The following is a 15,722-nucleotide window of genomic DNA, read 5'->3' as shown; positions in this document are numbered from 1 at the left end:
ATGGACGCGTTCCGCGTGATCATCCGCGGCAAATTCGACGCTCTCGACGAGAGCGCCCGCGCGGTGCTGGAAGCCAAGACCGACGTCGCCTTCACCGAGGAAGGCACGTTCAGCTACGACGTCAACGCGACGGCGTTCACCTTCCGCTGCCAAGTCCCGGCCGGTCCGGACGACGACGAACGCGCGGCGAAAGACGGCGCGACCGTCGCGTTGGCCGAGCACGGATTGCCGTACCGGGACCTGAACTACGCGGTCACCGACTTGCGCGCGATCAAGATCCGCCGCAAGAACCGCTGACGACCTCCGCCAGCGCGGTCGCCGGTCGCGAACTGATTCCTTCAACCTCGAAAGCGAGCGCGTATGACCACGCAACTGATCCTTCTCGGCACGGCGGGCGGTCCCGCGCCGAAACGCACGCGGAGCGCTCCGGCGCAGGCGATCGTCGTCAACGGTGCCACCTACGTGATCGACTGCGGCAACGGCGTCGCCCGGCAGTTGGTGCACGCGGGAATCAGGCTGGACTCGCTGCGCGCGGTCGGCATCACGCATCACCACTCCGACCACAACGCCGACTACGGCAACCTCTACCTGCTGGCCTGGGCGGCGAACCTGGAACGTCGGGTCCCCGCGTTCGGCCCGCCGCCGCTCGCGGAGATGACCCGGCATTTCCTGGCGATGAACCGCTTCGACATCGACACCCGGGTCGGCGACGAGGGCCTGCGTCCGCTGGACCAGCTGCTCGATCCGCACGAGATCGCGGCGGACGGCGTGGTCTTCGAGGACGAGAACGTGCGGATCACGGCGGCCCGCGTGGATCATCCGCCGATCGTCGACGCGTTCGCCTACCGCATCGACACCGCGGACCGGTCCATCGTGATTTCCGGCGACACCGCGCCGTGCGAGAACCTGGTACGGCTCGCTGAGGGCGCGGATGTCCTGGTGCACGAGGTCATGTACGTCCCCGCGGTCGACGAAATGGTGCGCCAGTTCAACGGCACGACGCTGCGGGACCATCTGCTGGCGAGCCACACGAGCGTCGACCGGGTCGGTGCGCTCGCCAAGGAAGCGGGCGTCGGGACTCTCGTGCTGTCGCATTTCGTCCCGACTGATGCGGACATTCCCGACGAGGTCTGGAGCGAGCACGCCGCGGCCGGATTCGACGGGGAGGTGGTCGTCGGCCGGGACTTGCTGCGGCTTTGACTGGATCCGGCGGAAGTCGCGTCGTTCCCCGGCTTCGGCGCGTTTGGTACCTACAGTGGCGAGGTGACTACGCCCGCAGAGGACCAGCGCGACCACGTGATGGCGCGCGCGTCCGCGCTCCGCCGTGAGATTCGCGCGGGTCTGGCGCAGCTGCCGGACCAGGCGGACGACGAACGCACGCAGACGCTCGACACCCTGGTCGAGCGGGCGGAGGCGCTGCTGAGCACCGAGAAGGAAGTCGACGCCGCCGTCGAGCAGGTGCGGCTCGCCCGGCTGGAAGCCAAACGCGGCAAGGTCCAGCGGACGACGTTGTACCTGGCGGTCGCGCCCGTCGCGGTCGGGATGGTGAGCGGTGCGATGATGCTGTTCGGCGCGCTGAACGCGGTCTGGTTGCTGCTCGCGTTGCCGTTGCTGGGCGCTGGCTTGCGGATCGCGTTCGGACCCCTCGGGCCGACGCCGCTGATGGTCAACCGGCGGCAGCGGGCCGCGTACAGCGGAGCGCTGGCGGCGATCTTCACCGCGGTCGCGCTCATCGGGCCCGGGCCGACCGCCCAACCGATCATGGTCATTCTGGCAGCGCTCGCCACAGTCGCGACTGTGGCGTTTCTGGTGCAGGAGGCGCGGTGACCTACTCCGAGTACTACCGCGACACCGAGTACTACCCGGCCGAGGAGGGTCCGGAAGCCGATCCGGAACTGGTTGCTCTCACCGACACTGTCGGCGGTATGCAAGAGACCGTCGACGATCTGGAAAGCCGCACCGTCCGCGACCTTTCCGAACTGCGCGAGACCGTCGAGTCGTTCACCGAAACGCATTCCCGGCACGAAACCCGCCTCGACCACACCGCCCGGCAGCTCGAACGGCTCCGGCAGCGGCTGCTGGTGCTCGAACGCGCGGTGCGAGTGTCGGAGAAGGTTCCGGTGGTCGACCTGGACAACGTCGGCCCGCGGCTGCGACAGCTCGCCGCCGAGGCGGAACGGCGGCACAGCCTCGCCGCGCAGCTGCTCACGCCGAGCCAGCGCCGACCGCACGAAGAGGACCTCGCGCGGCTGCCTCAGGCGCAGAAAGCGTTGGCGGAGTGCGAAGTCGCGTTGATCGGTGTGCTGGAGGTGCTGGCGACAGCCGAGCGCGGCACGCCGGAACGGGACGACGCGGAGTCGCGACTGTCCGAAGTGGTCGCTCGCCGACGCGGTGTGCTGGACCGTCAGCTGCCTGCCGCGCGGGAGGATGCCGAAGCGGCGCAACAACTTCTGGCCGCGGACGAGGTGACGCGGACCCGGGTGCTGCCGCAGATCGAGAAGTGCGAGCGGGATTGGGAAGAGCTGCATTCCCGGCTGCGCGAACGGATTACCGAGGCGATCGGGTCGAGCGCGTTGTTGCCGGTGTGGTTCACGCACGCGTTCGGAGTCGCGCCGCCGTCCGGCGCTGCGGGCGACAAGTGGATCCGCGCGGCGACGTCAGCGCTGGCCTACCGGGTGACGCACGGCGTGGTCGATCCCGCGCTGCCGCTGGGGGAGCCGCCACCGTCGGACACCGACTGGACGGAACCGAAGTGGTCCTGGCGGGCTCGGTTGGAGCACGACATCGAGGAACTCGACCTCGGGGTGGACTAACGCGGTTCCTCTGGTGCGGCGTCGGTCGTGGGGGCGAGTTCGCGTTGCATCCAAGTGACGTCGCGCCAGGCACCGTGTTTCCAGCCGATCTTGCGCCAGGTTCCGATGAGTTCGAAGCCCATCGCCTTATGCAGCCCGACGCTGGGTTCGTTCGGCTGCGTCATCCCGGCGACTGCGGTCCGGAAGCCGCGTTCGGCTAGGCGGGCGAAAAGGGCTTCGTACAAGGCTTTCCCGCCACCTGCGCGTCGTCGGTCCTGCGCTAGGTACACGCTCACTTCGCACGACCAACGGTAGGCAGCACGTTCCTTGTACGGGCTGCCATACGCATACCCGACCACTGAGCCGTCGATTTCCAGCACCAGCCATGCGTACGACTTCGTCGCTTTCGCGATCCGTGCGGCCATTTCCGTCGGCGTCGGCGGTTCGGTCTCGAAGGTGATCGCGGTTTCCCGGACGTACGGCGCGTAGATCGCCGCGCAGGCTTCGGCGTCCCGTTCTTCGGCAGGTCGGATCAGCATGTGCACGATAGTAGACACAAGCCGCTGCTATAGTCGACCACTGTGACCGATCCCCTCTCCGCTTCGCTCGCTGCGGCGGTGCGCGAAGCCCGCCAGGACCGTGCGCTGTCCGCTGGCGTGCTCGCCGAACGCTCCGGAGTTTCCCGCGCCATGATCGGGAAAATCGAACGCGGCGAGGCGCAGCCGACGGCCGTGTTGCTGAGCAGGCTCGCTACCGCGCTCGGGTTCACGCTGTCCGAACTCATCGCCCGCGCGGAGGGGGACGACCGCCGCCTTGTCCGGTGCGAGGACCAGCCGACCTGGCAAGACCCGGTCACCGGCTACGTGCGCCGCGCGGTCTCGCCGCCCGGGCACGGCGCGACCGAACTCGTGGAGGTCGACCTGCCGCCCGGCGCGAAAGCCGGGTTCCCGGCCAGTTCCTATACCTTCGCGGATCACCAAGTCTGGGTGCTGTCTGGCCAATTGCGCTTCCGCGAAGGCGAAGTGGTGCACGAACTCTCCGAGGGGGATTGCCTTCAGCTGGGCCGCCCAGTCGACTGCGCGTACGAGAACCCCGGAATCCAGCCCTGCCGCTACCTGGTGGTGCTCACCAAACGCTGAATGTGACTCAGGTCACGCCTGATTTGTCTGATTACCGGGGTCTCCCGCCCGGAGATGATGCGACCGCATGAAGCATCCGGGAGGAGAAGCGAGTGGGTTCGTGGCGCGAATTGGGAGCGCACTTCAGCACGGCGGTCGTGCTGGCCGGCGGCGTGCTCGTCGGCGCGGTCAACATCTATGTGGCGGCAAGCCTTTTGCCGACCGCGGTCGCCGACATCGGCGGGGAACGGCTCTACGCGTGGAACATGACGGCGTTCCTGGTCGCGCAGGTCGTCGCGACGATGTTCGTCAGCCGGGCGCTCGCCCGGCTCGGCAACGCGACCGCGTACCACCTCGGGTTCGGCGTTTTCGCGACGGGCTCGGTGGTGTGCGCGGTGAGCCCGGCGATGCCGGTGCTGCTGGCGGGTCGCGGGGTGCAGGGACTGGGCGCGGGATTGCTGACCGGGCTCGGGTTCGCGGTGATTCATTCGGCGCTGCCGCGGCAGTTATGGGCGCGGGGGAGTGCGTTGATTTCGGCGATGTTCGGCGTCGGCAACCTCGTCGGCCCGGCGCTCGGCGGACTGTTCGCGCAATTCGGTTCGTGGCGGGTGGCGTTCGTCGTGCTGGCGGTCGCGGCGGTCGTGATCGCGGCGTTGGTGCCGCGGGCGCTTCCGCGTAGTGAACGTGGCGGCGAGGTAGCCCCGGTGCCGACCTTCGCGCTGGTGGCCGTGGTGGGTGCGGTCGGGGCGGTGAGTGTTGCCGGAATCTTGACGAACATCGTCGCGATGGCCGCGTTCATCGTGCTGGGATTTGGCTTCGTGCTGGCATTTCTGCTCATCGAGAAGCGCGCCGCGGTCCGGGTGCTGCCCGCTGCGACCTACGAATCCGGCTCGTCGCTGAGGTGGATCTACCTGACCATCATGTGCCTCGCGGCCGGAGTGTCGGTGGAATCGTTCCTGCCGCTGTTCGGCCAGCATCTCGGCGGATTACCGCCTGCCGCGGCGGGATTCTTCTCCGCCGCCCTGTCGTTCGGCTGGTCGGCGAGTCAGATAGTCAGCTCGTCAGTCCGCCGGGTCCGGCTGCTCTGCCTGGCCGGACCGGCGCTGCTGGCTCTCGCGTTGGTCACACTTGCCTTGCTGCAGAAGGAAAACGCTTCAGTCTTGGCGTGGCTGATCGTGCTTCTGGTCGGTGGCACGGGGATCGGCATCGCCATGCCGCACCTGTCGGTCGCCGCGATGGCCAGCGGTCAGCAAGCGGCGGCCGCGATCGCGACCGTGCTCACGATGGCGACCGCGTTCGGGGCGTCGATCGCCGGGCTGCTGGTGAACGTGGGCGCACCGTCGATGGTGACGTCCGCGCGCTACCTGCTGATCGGCTTCGCCGTCGTTGCCGCGGCGGGGATTTTCACGACAGCTGCGGCAGGCGTTGGTGCACGTCGAGTAACTGAGCGAACGGATCTCCCGTCTTCGCCACGCGATCGAGCACCGTCCGGATCGTCCATCGATCCGGAGTGAGGTCGGGGTCGTCGAGATCGTCCCACTCCAGCGGGACGGACACCGGCGCCCCCGGCTTCGGCCGCACGCTGTACGGCGCGACGAGGGTTTTGTTCAGCACGTTCTGCGTGTAGTCGAGCCGCGCCAGACCGCCGCGGCGGTCCTTGTGCCACGCCCAGCTCACCAGGTCCGGCACGATCTTGCCGATCGACTTCGACACGGTTTCCGCCCACGCTCGCGTCTCGGCGTACGTGTACCGCGGCTCGATCGGCACCCAAATCTGGATCCCGCGCTGCCCGGTCGTCTTCGGCCGTCCGACGAGCCCGAAGTGGTCGAGCGCGGTGCGGTGCAGCCGGGCGAGCGCGAGCACGTCGTCGAAGGACGTCTCGGAACCGGGGTCGATGTCGAACAGCAGCCAGGTCGGATGCTCGACGTCGGACGTGCGCGACGTCCAGGCGTGCAGCTCCAGCGCGGCGAAATTGGCCAGCCAGGCCAGATCCGCGACGCCGGAGGGCACGAGGTACTGCTGCACGTCGCCGGGGTCGGCTGCCTCGTAATGCCAGCGATGCAGCCACTCCGGCGCGTGATCGGGCACTTCCTTGTGCCAGAAACCGGGTTTGCCGACCCCGCCGGGGAACCGGTTGGTGTTGAGCGCGCGGCCGGCGAGGTAGGGGAGCATCGTCGGCGCGATCCGGGTGTAGTACTCGATCAGCTCGCGTTTGGTGATCGGCGCTTCGTCGTCGCGGCCGGGAATCAACGTCTTGTCGAGATTGGTGACCTTCAGCTGCCGCCCGGCGACCGTCCACGTGCCTTGCTTGCCAAGGTCTCGCAGCGCTTTGAGTTCGTCCTCCGACGCAGGCTCGAACACCGGGTGTAGCGGAACTTCCGCCTCGGTGGCAGGCAGATCGCCGCGCCACAACGCCGGTGGCGCGGCCGCGATCTCGTCATTGGTGAGCCCGCTTTTCACCGACTTCGGATGATCCTCCGCGTCCCAGCCGGACGTGGCGTGGTCGTCCTGCTTATGCAGCAGAAACCACTGCTTCCCGTCGCCGTCCCGCTTGGGATGAATCAACACGAAGCGCCCGGCCAGCTTCTCGCCGAACAGATCGAAGTGCAGGTTCCCGTCCGCGAGCGCCTGCTCGGGATCGTCGGTGTCGACCGGTTCCCAGCGTCCGCGATCCCACACGATCACGTCGCCGCCGCCGTACTCGCCGTGCGGGATCACGCCCTCGAAATCGGCGTACTCCAGCGGATGGTCCTCCACGTGCACCGCCATCCGCCGGGCCTTCGGATCGAGCGTCGGCCCTTTCGGCACCGCCCAGCTGACCAGCACGCCCCCCAGTTCGAGCCGGAAATCGTAATGCTTCCGCCGCGCCCGATGCCGCTGCACGACGAACCGGTAACCAGGTTCCTTGGGGGCGTTCGCACCAGACGGCTCGTCGGTCTTCGCGAAGTTGCGCATCGCGCGGTACTTCGCGAGTCGCTCCGCGGCACCGTCCACTTCGCTGCCCCCTCCCCGTTCAGCAGGCCGGAGGTTCCTCCGTGCAAGAGCTGCTGTCGACCGTTCCCGAAGCCGCCTGCAACAGCAAGTTGTAGAGCTGTTCGCGCTGGTCAGGGTCAAGCGCCGCGAAAACCTCGTCCTCGACGGCCGCGAGCGCCGCCTCCGCCCGGGCCAGCTCCTTCGCCCCGCGATCGGTCAGCACGACAACGTGCCGCCGACGGTCCTCCGGCGACCGCCGCCGCTCGATCAACTGGTCGTTTTCGAGGTCGTTGAGCAGGCCGACGACGTTGGTGCTGTCCATCTCGAGGATCTGCGCGAGGGACTGCTGGGTGCTGGACCCGCGAGTCTGCAGGACGGTCAGCGCGATCAAGTGCCGAGGCCGCAGCCCGAACGGAGCCAGCACGCTTTCCGCGCGCAGCCGGATCCGTCGCGCGAAGTGCTCGAGCAACGCACCAGACCTGCGCGGAGCCTGGGCGACGAGCGGCAGCGGAGCCATGTGTCCAGTCTACGAGACGGTCAGGGTAGCTGCCGTGCTATAAATGGTTTGTCCAACACAAACTATCTACGGACGGTCATCGACATGGCACACCTGCTGCACCTCGACTCCAGCATCAACGGCGACCGCTCGGTAAGCCGCAAACTCAGCGCCCGTGCTGCTCAGGCCTGGCGCGCAGCCCATCCGGAGGGGACGGTGACTTACCGAGATCTCGGCGCGAACCCGGTCCCGCACCTGAACCCGCTGGCCTGGGAAGCCCGTATCACCCCGTCGTCCGAGCACACCGAAGCCCACCGCGAAGCCGCCCGAATCGGCGCGGAATTGGCGGCTGAGGTCCTGGCCGCGGACACCGTCCTGCTGGGCCTGCCGCTCTACAACTACGGCGCACCCAGCTCGGTGAAAGCCTGGGTAGACCGCCTCATCGCTTCCGCCGGCGACGACCCGTCAGTGCTGGGAACCGGCCGAGAACTCCTGGTTTTGGCCAGCCGAGGCGGCGGCTACGGAGAAGGCACGCCTCGATACGGCTGGGACCACGCAGAAGGCTGGCTCCCGCACGGCCTCTCTCTGACCGGATTGGAACCGCGCTTCATCACCGCAGAATTCACCATGGCGGACGTCAACCCCGCTCTGGCCGACTTCCGCCCACACGCCGAGGAAAGCCTGGCCGCAGCGGAACGAGAAATCGACGCCCTCTGGACCCCCGCCGGCGCCACCCGCTGACTGCCCGAATGCAATGAGCCCTTCACGGCTTTCTGTCGGCGGGTAGTTGTACGTGAGGGCCACCCTGAGGGAATCTGATTCCCTCAGGGTTCCCCTCACGACCTTCCGCGCGCCGTGAGGGGAACCTTCCCGGACCGCTCCGCTCGCCGTCGCTGGGACGGGGGCGCCAGCCCCAGTCACGAACCGCAGCCAATGCACCCAACTCGAGGTGCGCCCACACCACCCCCGCACCCCGATACGAAGCCAAAATGCGGTCTGAGGGTGGTTGTCAAGGCATCTTTCCAGCCTTGACGACCACCCTCAGACCGTCATCACAATCAAGCTTCGGGGTGCCCCACGCAACCACTGGGCGCAATGTCGCCGCCAGGCGACGAGCCGAGACTCAAACAACATCCCCGCGTCGAACCCGATAAACCTGCAACCTCAAATCGTAATACTTAGTAGTCTCCCCAACCCACTGCATCCCAATCCGCTCCGCAGTAGCAATAGCCCGGGAATTACCAGGCCGCGCCACCGCGAACAACTCATCAGTCCCATCCTGGGAAAACGCCCACTCCACCAACGCCCGCCCAGCCTCAGTCGCATACCCGTGCCCCCACTCCTCGGGCCGCAACTGCCAGCTCAGCTCCAAATCCTCCCGATAAGGCGGCAACAACCGAATCCCCAGCCCCCCAATAACCCGCCCATCGGAACGCAACTCGACAGCCCACCTCCCCCGAGGCGGAAGCAAATTAGGCTGCGCCTCCTGCCAGGCCTGCAACACCGACCGCATCGCGGCAGCGTCGCCAACGCGGTCCATGGCGGGTGTCAGCCAATGCGTCACATCGGAAGAGCCGTAGATCTGAAACGCGGCTTCGGCGTCGTCAGCCGTCCAGTCCCGGATCACGAGACGGTCGGTGGTCAGCGGCAGGGTCATGTACGAACGGTACGCCCGTTCCACCCGGTCCGGGCAGGTGATGCAGGACGCACCGAAGGCTCTTGTCCGGCAAGGACTCCTCCCGATATGGGGCGGGTTAGACTGCGCGCGTGGAGATCTGGGTGAACCCGCGTTGTTCGAAGTGCCGCTCGGCGGCGTCGCTGCTCGACGAGGCAGGCGCGGAGTACACCGTGCGCCGCTATCTGGAGGACCCGCCGACCGAGGCGGAACTCGTCGCGGTGCTCGACCGGCTCGGCCTCGACCCGTGGCACATCACCCGCACCGGCGAGAAAATCGCCGGTGAACTCGGGCTGAAATCCTGGACCCGGACTCCGGAAGACCGTCCACGGTGGATCGCCGCGCTCGCCGAGCACCCGGAGCTGATCCAGCGTCCGATCATCACCGCCGACGACGGCACCACAGTGGTCGCCCGCGACGAGGAAACCGTCCGGTCGGTGCTCAGCTGACCGCCACGGCGATCAGCGCCGCCGCCAGCAGCACCACGTACGCGACGGCATGCACCTTGTCCGGCAACCGGTCGGCGACCCGCCGGACGAGCGCGATCGTCGGCAGTGAACCGGCCAGCAGCGCCGCGCCCGCGATCGGGTCGAGGTATCCCGACGGTCCGCCGCCCGCCGTCGCGTAAACCGCGGTGGCCACCACCGCGACCGGAACACTGAGCGGGTTCGCCATCGCGGCCGCGTCCGCCATCGGAAGCCCCTTGCGGCGCAACAACGGCACCGTCATCACGCTGCCGCCCACGCCGAGGAAACTCGCCACCGCACCGATCCCGACGCCGCCCGCGGTGGTCGTGAACGTGCTCAACGGCTTCGGTTCCCCTTGCGGCTTAAGGAATCCGCCGCGCGCGAGGCTGTCCACAATGGTCACTGCCAGGTAGGCGATGAACAGGACGCGCAACAGCCCGTCCCCGGCGTAGGTCGCGGCCACCGAACCCGCCACGGCACCGATCGCGACGAACGCGGCGAGCGGCCAGATGTAATCGCGCCGGAGCCGTCCGGCCCGGGCTTGTACGACGGTCGCGCTGATCGCGTTCACGACCATCACCGCGGTGGAGGTAGCGACGGCGACATGCATCGCGTCGCCGCGGCTCGTGACCGCCGCGACCACTGGCACGGTGACGAATCCGCCGCCGAAGCCGAACAACACAGTCGTCACGCCGCTCAGGCAGCCGAAGAGCAGAAGAATCAGGATCGAGGTCAACACTGGCTTCAAGGTAGGCCGTGCGGGGTGCGGCGTGCATCCGAAGATTCGCCAGGTTCTTTCGAGCTTCAGACACCTACCCTGGAGGCATGCGCAACGTTCCGTTGTCCGAGGTCGACGCCCTCCCACGGGCCGTACTCGCGATCAGCACGGACTACCCGCCAGACCACTTCCTGCCGCCGCATCGCCACCGACGCGCGCAGTTCCTCTACGGCGCCACCGGCTCCATGCGCGTCGGAACGGCCGACGGAACGTGGACCGTCCCGACCCGGCGCGCGGTGCTGATCCCGCCGGAGACCGACCACAGCGTCGTGATGATGAACGTGACCACGCGCAGTCTCTACCTGGAACCGTCCGCCGTGCCGTGGTTCCCGCGCCGGTGCCAGACTGTCGACGTCTCGCCCCTGCTGCGCGAATTGCTCCGGGAAGCCGTGGATGTCGTCCCGGAATACCCTCGCCGCGGCCGCGATGCCGCGTTGATTTCCCTTCTGCTGCACGAAATCTCCCGCTGCGTTCCGCTGCCGCTGGAACTCCCTTGGCCGCGGCACGAAGGCTTGCGCGCGCTGTGTCAGTCCTTTTCGGACGCTCCCGACGTCCACGATCCCCCGTCGCGCTGGGCGGAGGAGTTGCACGTCAGCGAACGCACCCTGCACCGGCTGTTCCGCGCCGAAACGGGCCTGAGCTTCGCCCGCTGGCGAGAGCGGGCCTGCGTACTGCACGCGCTCCCGCTGCTGGCCGCGGACCTTCCGGTGGCGGACGTCGCGGTCACCCTCGGATACGAAAGCCCGGCTGCGTTCACGACGATGTTCAGCCGCCTGCTCGGCGCCCCGCCCCGGTCCTACCGTGAGCCGTGACCCAGATCTCATTGAGTGCAACTTGATTGTGCACAACTAAGTTGTACTGTTGTCCTCGTTCGGAACTTTCTCTGAGGAGGACCCCATGACTGCCACTGTCGTTCTGGTGCACGGCGCGTTCGCGGATTCGTCCAGCTGGAACGGGGAGATCGAGCGGCTGCAAGCAGCCGGACACCGGGTGATCGCGGCGGCGAACCCGCTGCGCGGAGTCGCCGAGGACGCCGCCTACGTGCGGTCTTTGCTGGACAGCGTCGAAGGCCCGATCGTCCTGGTAGGCCACTCCTACGGCGGCTCGGTGATCTCGGCCGCCGCCGCGGGTCATCCCGGGGTGCGGGCGCTGGTCTACATCGCGGGCTTCGTCCCGGACGAGGGCGAGAGCGCGGGCGAACTGGCCGGAAAGTTCCCCGGCGGGACCCTCGGCGAGACGTTGGAGCAGGTCGCCCTGCCTGAGGGCGTCGACCTTTATGTCCGGCAGGACCTGTTCCACCAGCAGTTCGCCGCGGACGTTCCCGCCGCGCAGGCCCGCCTGATGGCCGCGGGCCAACGCCCGATCGCCGCCGCGGCCTTGGACGAGGCTTCGCCCGCCCCGGCGTGGAAGGAATTGCCGGTCTACAGCCTCATTCCGACCGCGGACAAGAACATCCCGCCCGCGGCGCAGCGTTTCATGGCGGAACGCGCGGAGGCGGAGGTAGTCGAGGTGGCCGACGCTTCGCACGCGGTGCTGGTTTCGCAGCCGGACGTGGTGGCGGAGCTGATCCTGCGCGCTGCCCGCTGACCTTGGGCGAATGAGGCTGGTCCGCGCTGCGCCGGGATAGGTGTGCAGCGCGGGCGAGGCGTAGCGCGGGTCGGGGGTGGGGGCCGCTCTACGCCGCGCGGCTAGGGGCGGGGTGCCAGTTCGCCTGGTGCGCCGGCGCGCGTGCATGGCGCTGGATCGTGGGGTGGTTGGCGGGCGCGCGGCATCGATTCGCGCGGTGCGGTCTGGAGTCGGTGCGGCGGGTGCCTTGCGCCGATCGGCGGACGGAAACAGAGGTGCGCGAGCGCGATGCGCCGATCGGCTGGCGGAGATCGTGATGCGGGGGCGCGATGTGGCGATCGGCGGGCGGAGATCGTGATGCGGGGGCGCGATGTGGCGATCGGCGGGCGGAGATCGAGGTGCGCGGGCGCGATGTGGCGGACTCGGCCCGGCGGTCCGGCCGCGTGATTCCCCGGGCGCGGATCCGGTGATTGGCCTGGTCAGCGGCCCCGTTGTGCAGTGCTCGGGGGGCCGTCCGGTCCCGTTGTGCGGACTTGTCATGGCCGAGCCGGACTTTCGCCGTTCGCCGGGTTGGTGCGGCAGTTACCATCGGCGGCCATGAGTACCTCAGGGGGTCCACAGGAGCAGCCGGGCACGCCGCAGGAGCCGGGTGCGGTTCCGCCGGGATGGCAGGCACCTCCGCCGGGGGCCGGTTACCCGCAGCAGCCTGGGCAGTCTCCGCAGTACGGGCAGCCCGCGCAGCAGCACCCGGGCCAGTCCGCGCCGGGCACGTACCCGGGCCAAGCCGGGCAGGGGCAGTACCCGGGGCAACCGGGCCAGCCGCATCCTGGCCAGCCCCAGCCGGGCCAGCCGCAACCCGGTCAGTTCCAGCCAGGCCAGCCGCAATCCGGTCAGTTTCAGCCGGGTCAGCCGTACCCCGGTCAGCCCCAGCCAGGCCAGCCGCAACCCGGTCAGTTCCAGCCGGGTCAGCCGTACCCCGGTCAACCGGCTTACCCCGGCCAGCAAGGTTATCCAGCACAACAGCCGGGCTACCCGCCCCAGCAGCAGCCGGGAGCCGGTTACGCCGCACCCCAGCCAGGCCAGGGCTTCTTGCCCCAGAACCAGCCGCTCACCACGCCGGGGCTCGGCGCCATTCCGGTGGCTCTCGGCGCGATCCTCGAGATCGTCGCCCTCTTCATCCCCTGGGTCACCTTCACCTTGGGCTCCCAAAGCGCTTCGGTCACCTTCATCGACGCCTTCAGCAAGATGACGTCCGGCATGGACAGCTTCGCCGCGATGTACGTGCGGTTCCTCGCCTTCATCTTGATCGCCGCGACGTTGCTGTCCACCCTCCCGTGGACGCTCGGCGCGCTGCGCACGAAGAAGTCCGCCTATTGGCTGAGCGGGATCCGGCGCAAGGAACTCACTCCGCCGAACTTCTGGTGGTACCGCACCGTCTTCGCGGGCCGGGCCACCCTCATGCTGGCCTTCCACATCGCGGGCATCATCGCGATGTTCTACGAGGACCTGTCGAAGATCGGCCTCGGCGCGTATCTGCTCGTCCTCGGCGGCGTGCTCGTGGTCGTCGGCGCGGCGATCGGGCCGAAGCTCACCGCCGCCCGCTGACGGCGCGGATGACCGGGTTCTGACAAATGTCACCGCGCACCGATGCGCGGTGACACTACGGCCCGCTTGCCCGTCCGACCACCATAGGACGGGCAAGCGGTTCCGGATCCGCCGGACCGGCTAAGGGTCCGGAAAGGACAGTCATGAACTCCCGTCCCGCAACGGTTTCCGAACAACCTCGCATCCGGGCGGTCCGCGCCCTCACCGGGGCCTACCTGGCGCTGAGCGTGCTCACCCTCGGCGCGATCTTCCTTCTCCGCAATGACCCGTCAATGGTCACCGACGTCGTCTGGGTCCGCGCCACGATCGTGGCCGCCAGTGCGCTGCTCACGTTCCTGTTCGCGAGAAGCGCGGCGCGTTGGTCGAAACGAGGGCTGTTGCGGCTCCGGATCGTGTCGGCGGTGATGACGGTCGCGATCATCGTCATCGTGTCGATTCCGGGATTCCTGCCGCTGTGGGTCCGGCTTGAGCAGGGCGTCTGCGGGCTGCTTCTGCTGGGGGTGGTCGTCTTGGTCAACGGACGGCACGTGCGCTCGCTGTTCTCCGAGTAGCGTGCCGGACGTGGACCGCGGCCCCGATTCCGACGCGCAACGCTGGGTACTGGGCTGGCGCCGGCTTGTGCTGGACGCCGGCCTCCTGGTGTACCCGCTGATCGTTCTCGCCCAGACTGCCGGCCAGTCGGTGGCGGTGGTCGTTCTGCTGGCGTTCTGTGCCTGCTACATCGGGGCGGCTGTTGCTGCTTACCAGTTCCGGAGCCGGGCTTTCTGGATTCTGACCGGGGTGTTGACGGCGCTGTTCGGCGTGGTGTTGCCGATCGCGCGGGCTAACGCGTTCTACCTGCTTGCGGTGGTGGTGTCGCTCGCTGTTCCGCGGTTGCCGCGTTGGGGCGTGGTCATTGTGCCGATCGCCGCTGCGGTGACTGTGGTGGTGCCTTGGGCGGTCTGGCATGCGGATCCGGGGTGGGCGCAGGCGGCCGCGTTGGTGTTCACCGTGTTGGTGGTCGTCGCGTTCGCGGAGGCACTGCGCGCGAATCGGGCGTTGGTGCAGGCCCGGGCGGAGGTGGAGCGGTTGGCCGCGGACGCGGAACGGTCGCGGATTTCGCGGGACTTGCATGATCTGCTCGGGCATTCGCTTACCGCGATCACGGTGAAGAGCAATCTCGCCCGGCGGCTCGCGGCTAAGGGGGATGGGCGGGCTGTGGACGAGATCGGTGAGGTCGAGCAGTTGTCTCGGCAGGCGCTCGCGGATGTTCGGGCGGCGGTTTCCGGGTATCGGGATGTGACGCTTGCCGGAGAGCTTGCACGGGGACGGGAATTGTTGCGGGCTGCCGGGATCAGCGCGGATTTTCCTACCGCGGTGGACGGGCCGCATCAGGAATTGTTCGGGTGGGTGGTCCGGGAGGGGCTGACTAATGTGGTTCGGCATTCTCGGGCTACTGCTTGTGCGGTGATTGTTTCGGGGGATGCCGTGGAGATTCGGGACGACGGTGTTGGTTCTTCAGCGGATCCGGGGAATGGGCTTTCCGGGTTGCTGGATCGGGTGGTTGCCGCCGGCGGGCGGATGGAGGCCGGGGCGGTGCGGCCTCGGGGGTGGCGGTTGCGGGTGACGGTGGGGGAATCGTGACTATTCGGTTGTTGCTCGCTGATGATCAGGTGCTGGTGCGGCAGGCGTTGGGGACTCTGCTTGATCTTGAGGACGACTTTGAGGTCGTCGCTCAGGTCGGGCGGGGGGATGAGGTGGTGGGGGCTGCGTTGGAGTGTTCCCCGGATGTGGCGTTGCTGGATATCGAGATGCCCGGGTTGGACGGGTTGGCCGCGGCTGCTGTTTTGGCGGAGCAGGTGCCCCGTTGTCGGGTGGTGGTTTTGACGACGTTCGGGCGGGCTGGGTATTTGCGGCGGGCTATGGAGGCTGGGGCGGTTGGGTTTGTGGTTAAGGATGCTCCGGCTGAGGCGTTGGGGGATGCTATTCGACGGGTGATGCAAGGGGAGCGGGTGGTGGATCCGGCGTTGGCGGTGGCGACTTTGGCTGCTGGGGAATCGCCGTTGACTGCTCGGGAAAGGGATGTGTTGATCGCGGCTCGGGGTGGGGGGTCGGTTGCCGAGATCGCGGGGAGTTTGTATTTGTCTGAGGGGACTGTGCGGAATTATTTGTCTGGGGCTATTGCCAAGACTGGGGCACGGAATCGGATGGGGGCGGTTCGGGTTGCTGATGATCGGGGGTGGTTGTGATCGGCTCGTCGCCTGGCGGCGACA

The 15,722-nt window shown here is 68.0% G+C and carries 20 protein-coding genes; 14 read left to right on the top strand and 6 right to left on the bottom strand.

Annotated features, from left to right (window positions below; all coding sequences use genetic code 11):
* From AB5I40_RS19595 to AB5I40_RS19580, 4 genes are all read left to right on the top strand, one after another.
* Positions 1-297 (top strand): DUF6204 family protein, encoded by a 297-nt coding sequence (locus AB5I40_RS19595; protein ID WP_370939982.1) that lies wholly within the window; start codon positions 1-3, stop codon positions 295-297.
* 63 nt (positions 298-360) lie between these two features.
* Complete coding sequence (locus AB5I40_RS19590; RefSeq protein WP_370939981.1) at positions 361-1,200, top strand: MBL fold metallo-hydrolase; 840 nt, start codon at positions 361-363, stop codon at positions 1,198-1,200.
* A 63-nt stretch (positions 1,201-1,263) separates the two neighbouring features.
* Complete coding sequence (locus tag AB5I40_RS19585; protein ID WP_370939980.1) at positions 1,264-1,827, top strand: hypothetical protein; 564 nt, start codon at positions 1,264-1,266, stop codon at positions 1,825-1,827.
* Entirely contained in the window at positions 1,824-2,813 is a 990-nt protein-coding gene (locus AB5I40_RS19580; protein WP_370939979.1) for a hypothetical protein, read from the top strand. Before AB5I40_RS19585 ends, AB5I40_RS19580 begins: the two co-directional genes overlap by 4 nt.
* On the opposite strand, the gene AB5I40_RS19575 is transcribed toward AB5I40_RS19580, so the two are convergent.
* Positions 2,810-3,331 (bottom strand): arsinothricin resistance N-acetyltransferase ArsN1 family B, encoded by a 522-nt coding sequence (locus AB5I40_RS19575; RefSeq protein ID WP_370939978.1) that lies wholly within the window; start codon positions 3,329-3,331, stop codon positions 2,810-2,812. The two genes, AB5I40_RS19580 and AB5I40_RS19575, sit on opposite strands and share 4 nt — an antisense overlap.
* A 42-nt stretch (positions 3,332-3,373) precedes the next feature.
* Between AB5I40_RS19575 and AB5I40_RS19570 the strand changes: the two genes are divergently transcribed.
* Positions 3,374-3,931, top strand: coding sequence for a helix-turn-helix domain-containing protein (locus AB5I40_RS19570; RefSeq protein ID WP_370939977.1), 558 nt, complete (start codon positions 3,374-3,376; stop codon positions 3,929-3,931).
* Positions 3,932-4,023: 92 nt separating this feature from the next.
* Entirely contained in the window at positions 4,024-5,424 is a 1,401-nt protein-coding gene (locus tag AB5I40_RS19565) for an MFS transporter (protein ID WP_370939976.1), read from the top strand.
* Here AB5I40_RS19565 and AB5I40_RS19560 read toward each other — a convergent pair.
* Together AB5I40_RS19560 and AB5I40_RS19555 are read right to left on the bottom strand one after the other, a co-directional pair.
* Entirely contained in the window at positions 5,315-6,904 is a 1,590-nt protein-coding gene (locus AB5I40_RS19560; RefSeq protein ID WP_370939975.1) for a DNA polymerase ligase N-terminal domain-containing protein, read from the bottom strand. The two genes, AB5I40_RS19565 and AB5I40_RS19560, sit on opposite strands and share 110 nt — an antisense overlap.
* 19 nt (positions 6,905-6,923) lie before the next feature.
* A complete protein-coding gene (locus tag AB5I40_RS19555; protein ID WP_370939974.1) occupies positions 6,924-7,400 on the bottom strand; it encodes a MarR family winged helix-turn-helix transcriptional regulator in 477 nt (158 codons plus the stop codon).
* 84 nt (positions 7,401-7,484) lie between these two features.
* On the opposite strand from AB5I40_RS19555, the gene AB5I40_RS19550 reads away from it, so the two are divergent.
* Positions 7,485-8,120, top strand: coding sequence for an FMN-dependent NADH-azoreductase (locus AB5I40_RS19550; protein WP_370939973.1), 636 nt, complete (start codon positions 7,485-7,487; stop codon positions 8,118-8,120).
* Positions 8,121-8,502: 382 nt separating this feature from the next.
* On the opposite strand, the gene AB5I40_RS19545 is transcribed toward AB5I40_RS19550, so the two are convergent.
* Positions 8,503-9,036: a GNAT family N-acetyltransferase gene (locus tag AB5I40_RS19545; protein ID WP_370939972.1), complete on the bottom strand. Its 534-nt coding sequence runs from the start codon at positions 9,034-9,036 to the stop codon at positions 8,503-8,505.
* A gap of 110 nt (positions 9,037-9,146) precedes the next feature.
* Between AB5I40_RS19545 and AB5I40_RS19540 the strand changes: the two genes are divergently transcribed.
* Positions 9,147-9,503 (top strand): ArsC/Spx/MgsR family protein, encoded by a 357-nt coding sequence (locus AB5I40_RS19540; protein WP_370939971.1) that lies wholly within the window; start codon positions 9,147-9,149, stop codon positions 9,501-9,503.
* Here AB5I40_RS19540 and AB5I40_RS19535 read toward each other — a convergent pair.
* The gene (locus AB5I40_RS19535; RefSeq protein ID WP_370939970.1) at positions 9,496-10,260 is read right to left on the bottom strand and encodes a sulfite exporter TauE/SafE family protein; all 765 of its coding nucleotides are present in this window, start codon (positions 10,258-10,260) and stop codon (positions 9,496-9,498) included. The genes AB5I40_RS19540 and AB5I40_RS19535 overlap by 8 nt on opposite strands.
* An 86-nt stretch (positions 10,261-10,346) precedes the next feature.
* Here AB5I40_RS19535 and AB5I40_RS19530 point away from each other — a divergent pair, with 86 nt between their 5' ends.
* Positions 10,347-11,111, top strand: coding sequence for a helix-turn-helix transcriptional regulator (locus AB5I40_RS19530; RefSeq protein ID WP_370939969.1), 765 nt, complete (start codon positions 10,347-10,349; stop codon positions 11,109-11,111).
* Positions 11,112-11,196: 85 nt separating this feature from the next.
* Positions 11,197-11,886, top strand: a complete 690-nt coding sequence (locus AB5I40_RS19525; protein ID WP_370939968.1) for an alpha/beta fold hydrolase — start codon at positions 11,197-11,199, stop codon at positions 11,884-11,886.
* 585 nt (positions 11,887-12,471) lie between these two features.
* Here AB5I40_RS19525 and AB5I40_RS19520 read toward each other — a convergent pair.
* A complete protein-coding gene (locus AB5I40_RS19520) occupies positions 12,472-12,849 on the bottom strand; it encodes a hypothetical protein (RefSeq protein ID WP_370939967.1) in 378 nt (125 codons plus the stop codon).
* Positions 12,850-12,954: 105 nt separating this feature from the next.
* Here AB5I40_RS19520 and AB5I40_RS19515 point away from each other — a divergent pair, with 105 nt between their 5' ends.
* The 4 genes from AB5I40_RS19515 (at position 12,955) to AB5I40_RS19500 (ending at position 15,698) form a co-directional block, all read left to right on the top strand.
* Complete coding sequence (locus AB5I40_RS19515; protein ID WP_370939966.1) at positions 12,955-13,470, top strand: hypothetical protein; 516 nt, start codon at positions 12,955-12,957, stop codon at positions 13,468-13,470.
* A 143-nt stretch (positions 13,471-13,613) separates the two neighbouring features.
* Positions 13,614-14,021 carry a hypothetical protein gene (locus AB5I40_RS19510; RefSeq protein WP_370939965.1) on the top strand — a complete coding sequence of 136 codons (408 nt, stop codon included), beginning with the start codon at positions 13,614-13,616 and terminating at the stop codon, positions 14,019-14,021.
* A gap of 10 nt (positions 14,022-14,031) precedes the next feature.
* Positions 14,032-15,093 carry a sensor histidine kinase gene (locus AB5I40_RS19505; protein WP_370939964.1) on the top strand — a complete coding sequence of 354 codons (1,062 nt, stop codon included), beginning with the start codon at positions 14,032-14,034 and terminating at the stop codon, positions 15,091-15,093.
* Entirely contained in the window at positions 15,090-15,698 is a 609-nt protein-coding gene (locus AB5I40_RS19500; RefSeq protein ID WP_370939963.1) for a response regulator transcription factor, read from the top strand. Before AB5I40_RS19505 ends, AB5I40_RS19500 begins: the two co-directional genes overlap by 4 nt.
* Positions 15,699-15,722: the final 24 nt, after the last annotated feature.

It is taken from the genome of Amycolatopsis sp. cg13 (genome assembly GCF_041346965.1).
GTDB lineage: Bacteria > Actinomycetota > Actinomycetes > Mycobacteriales > Pseudonocardiaceae > Amycolatopsis.
This window is presented reverse-complemented; position numbering and strand designations above follow the sequence as displayed.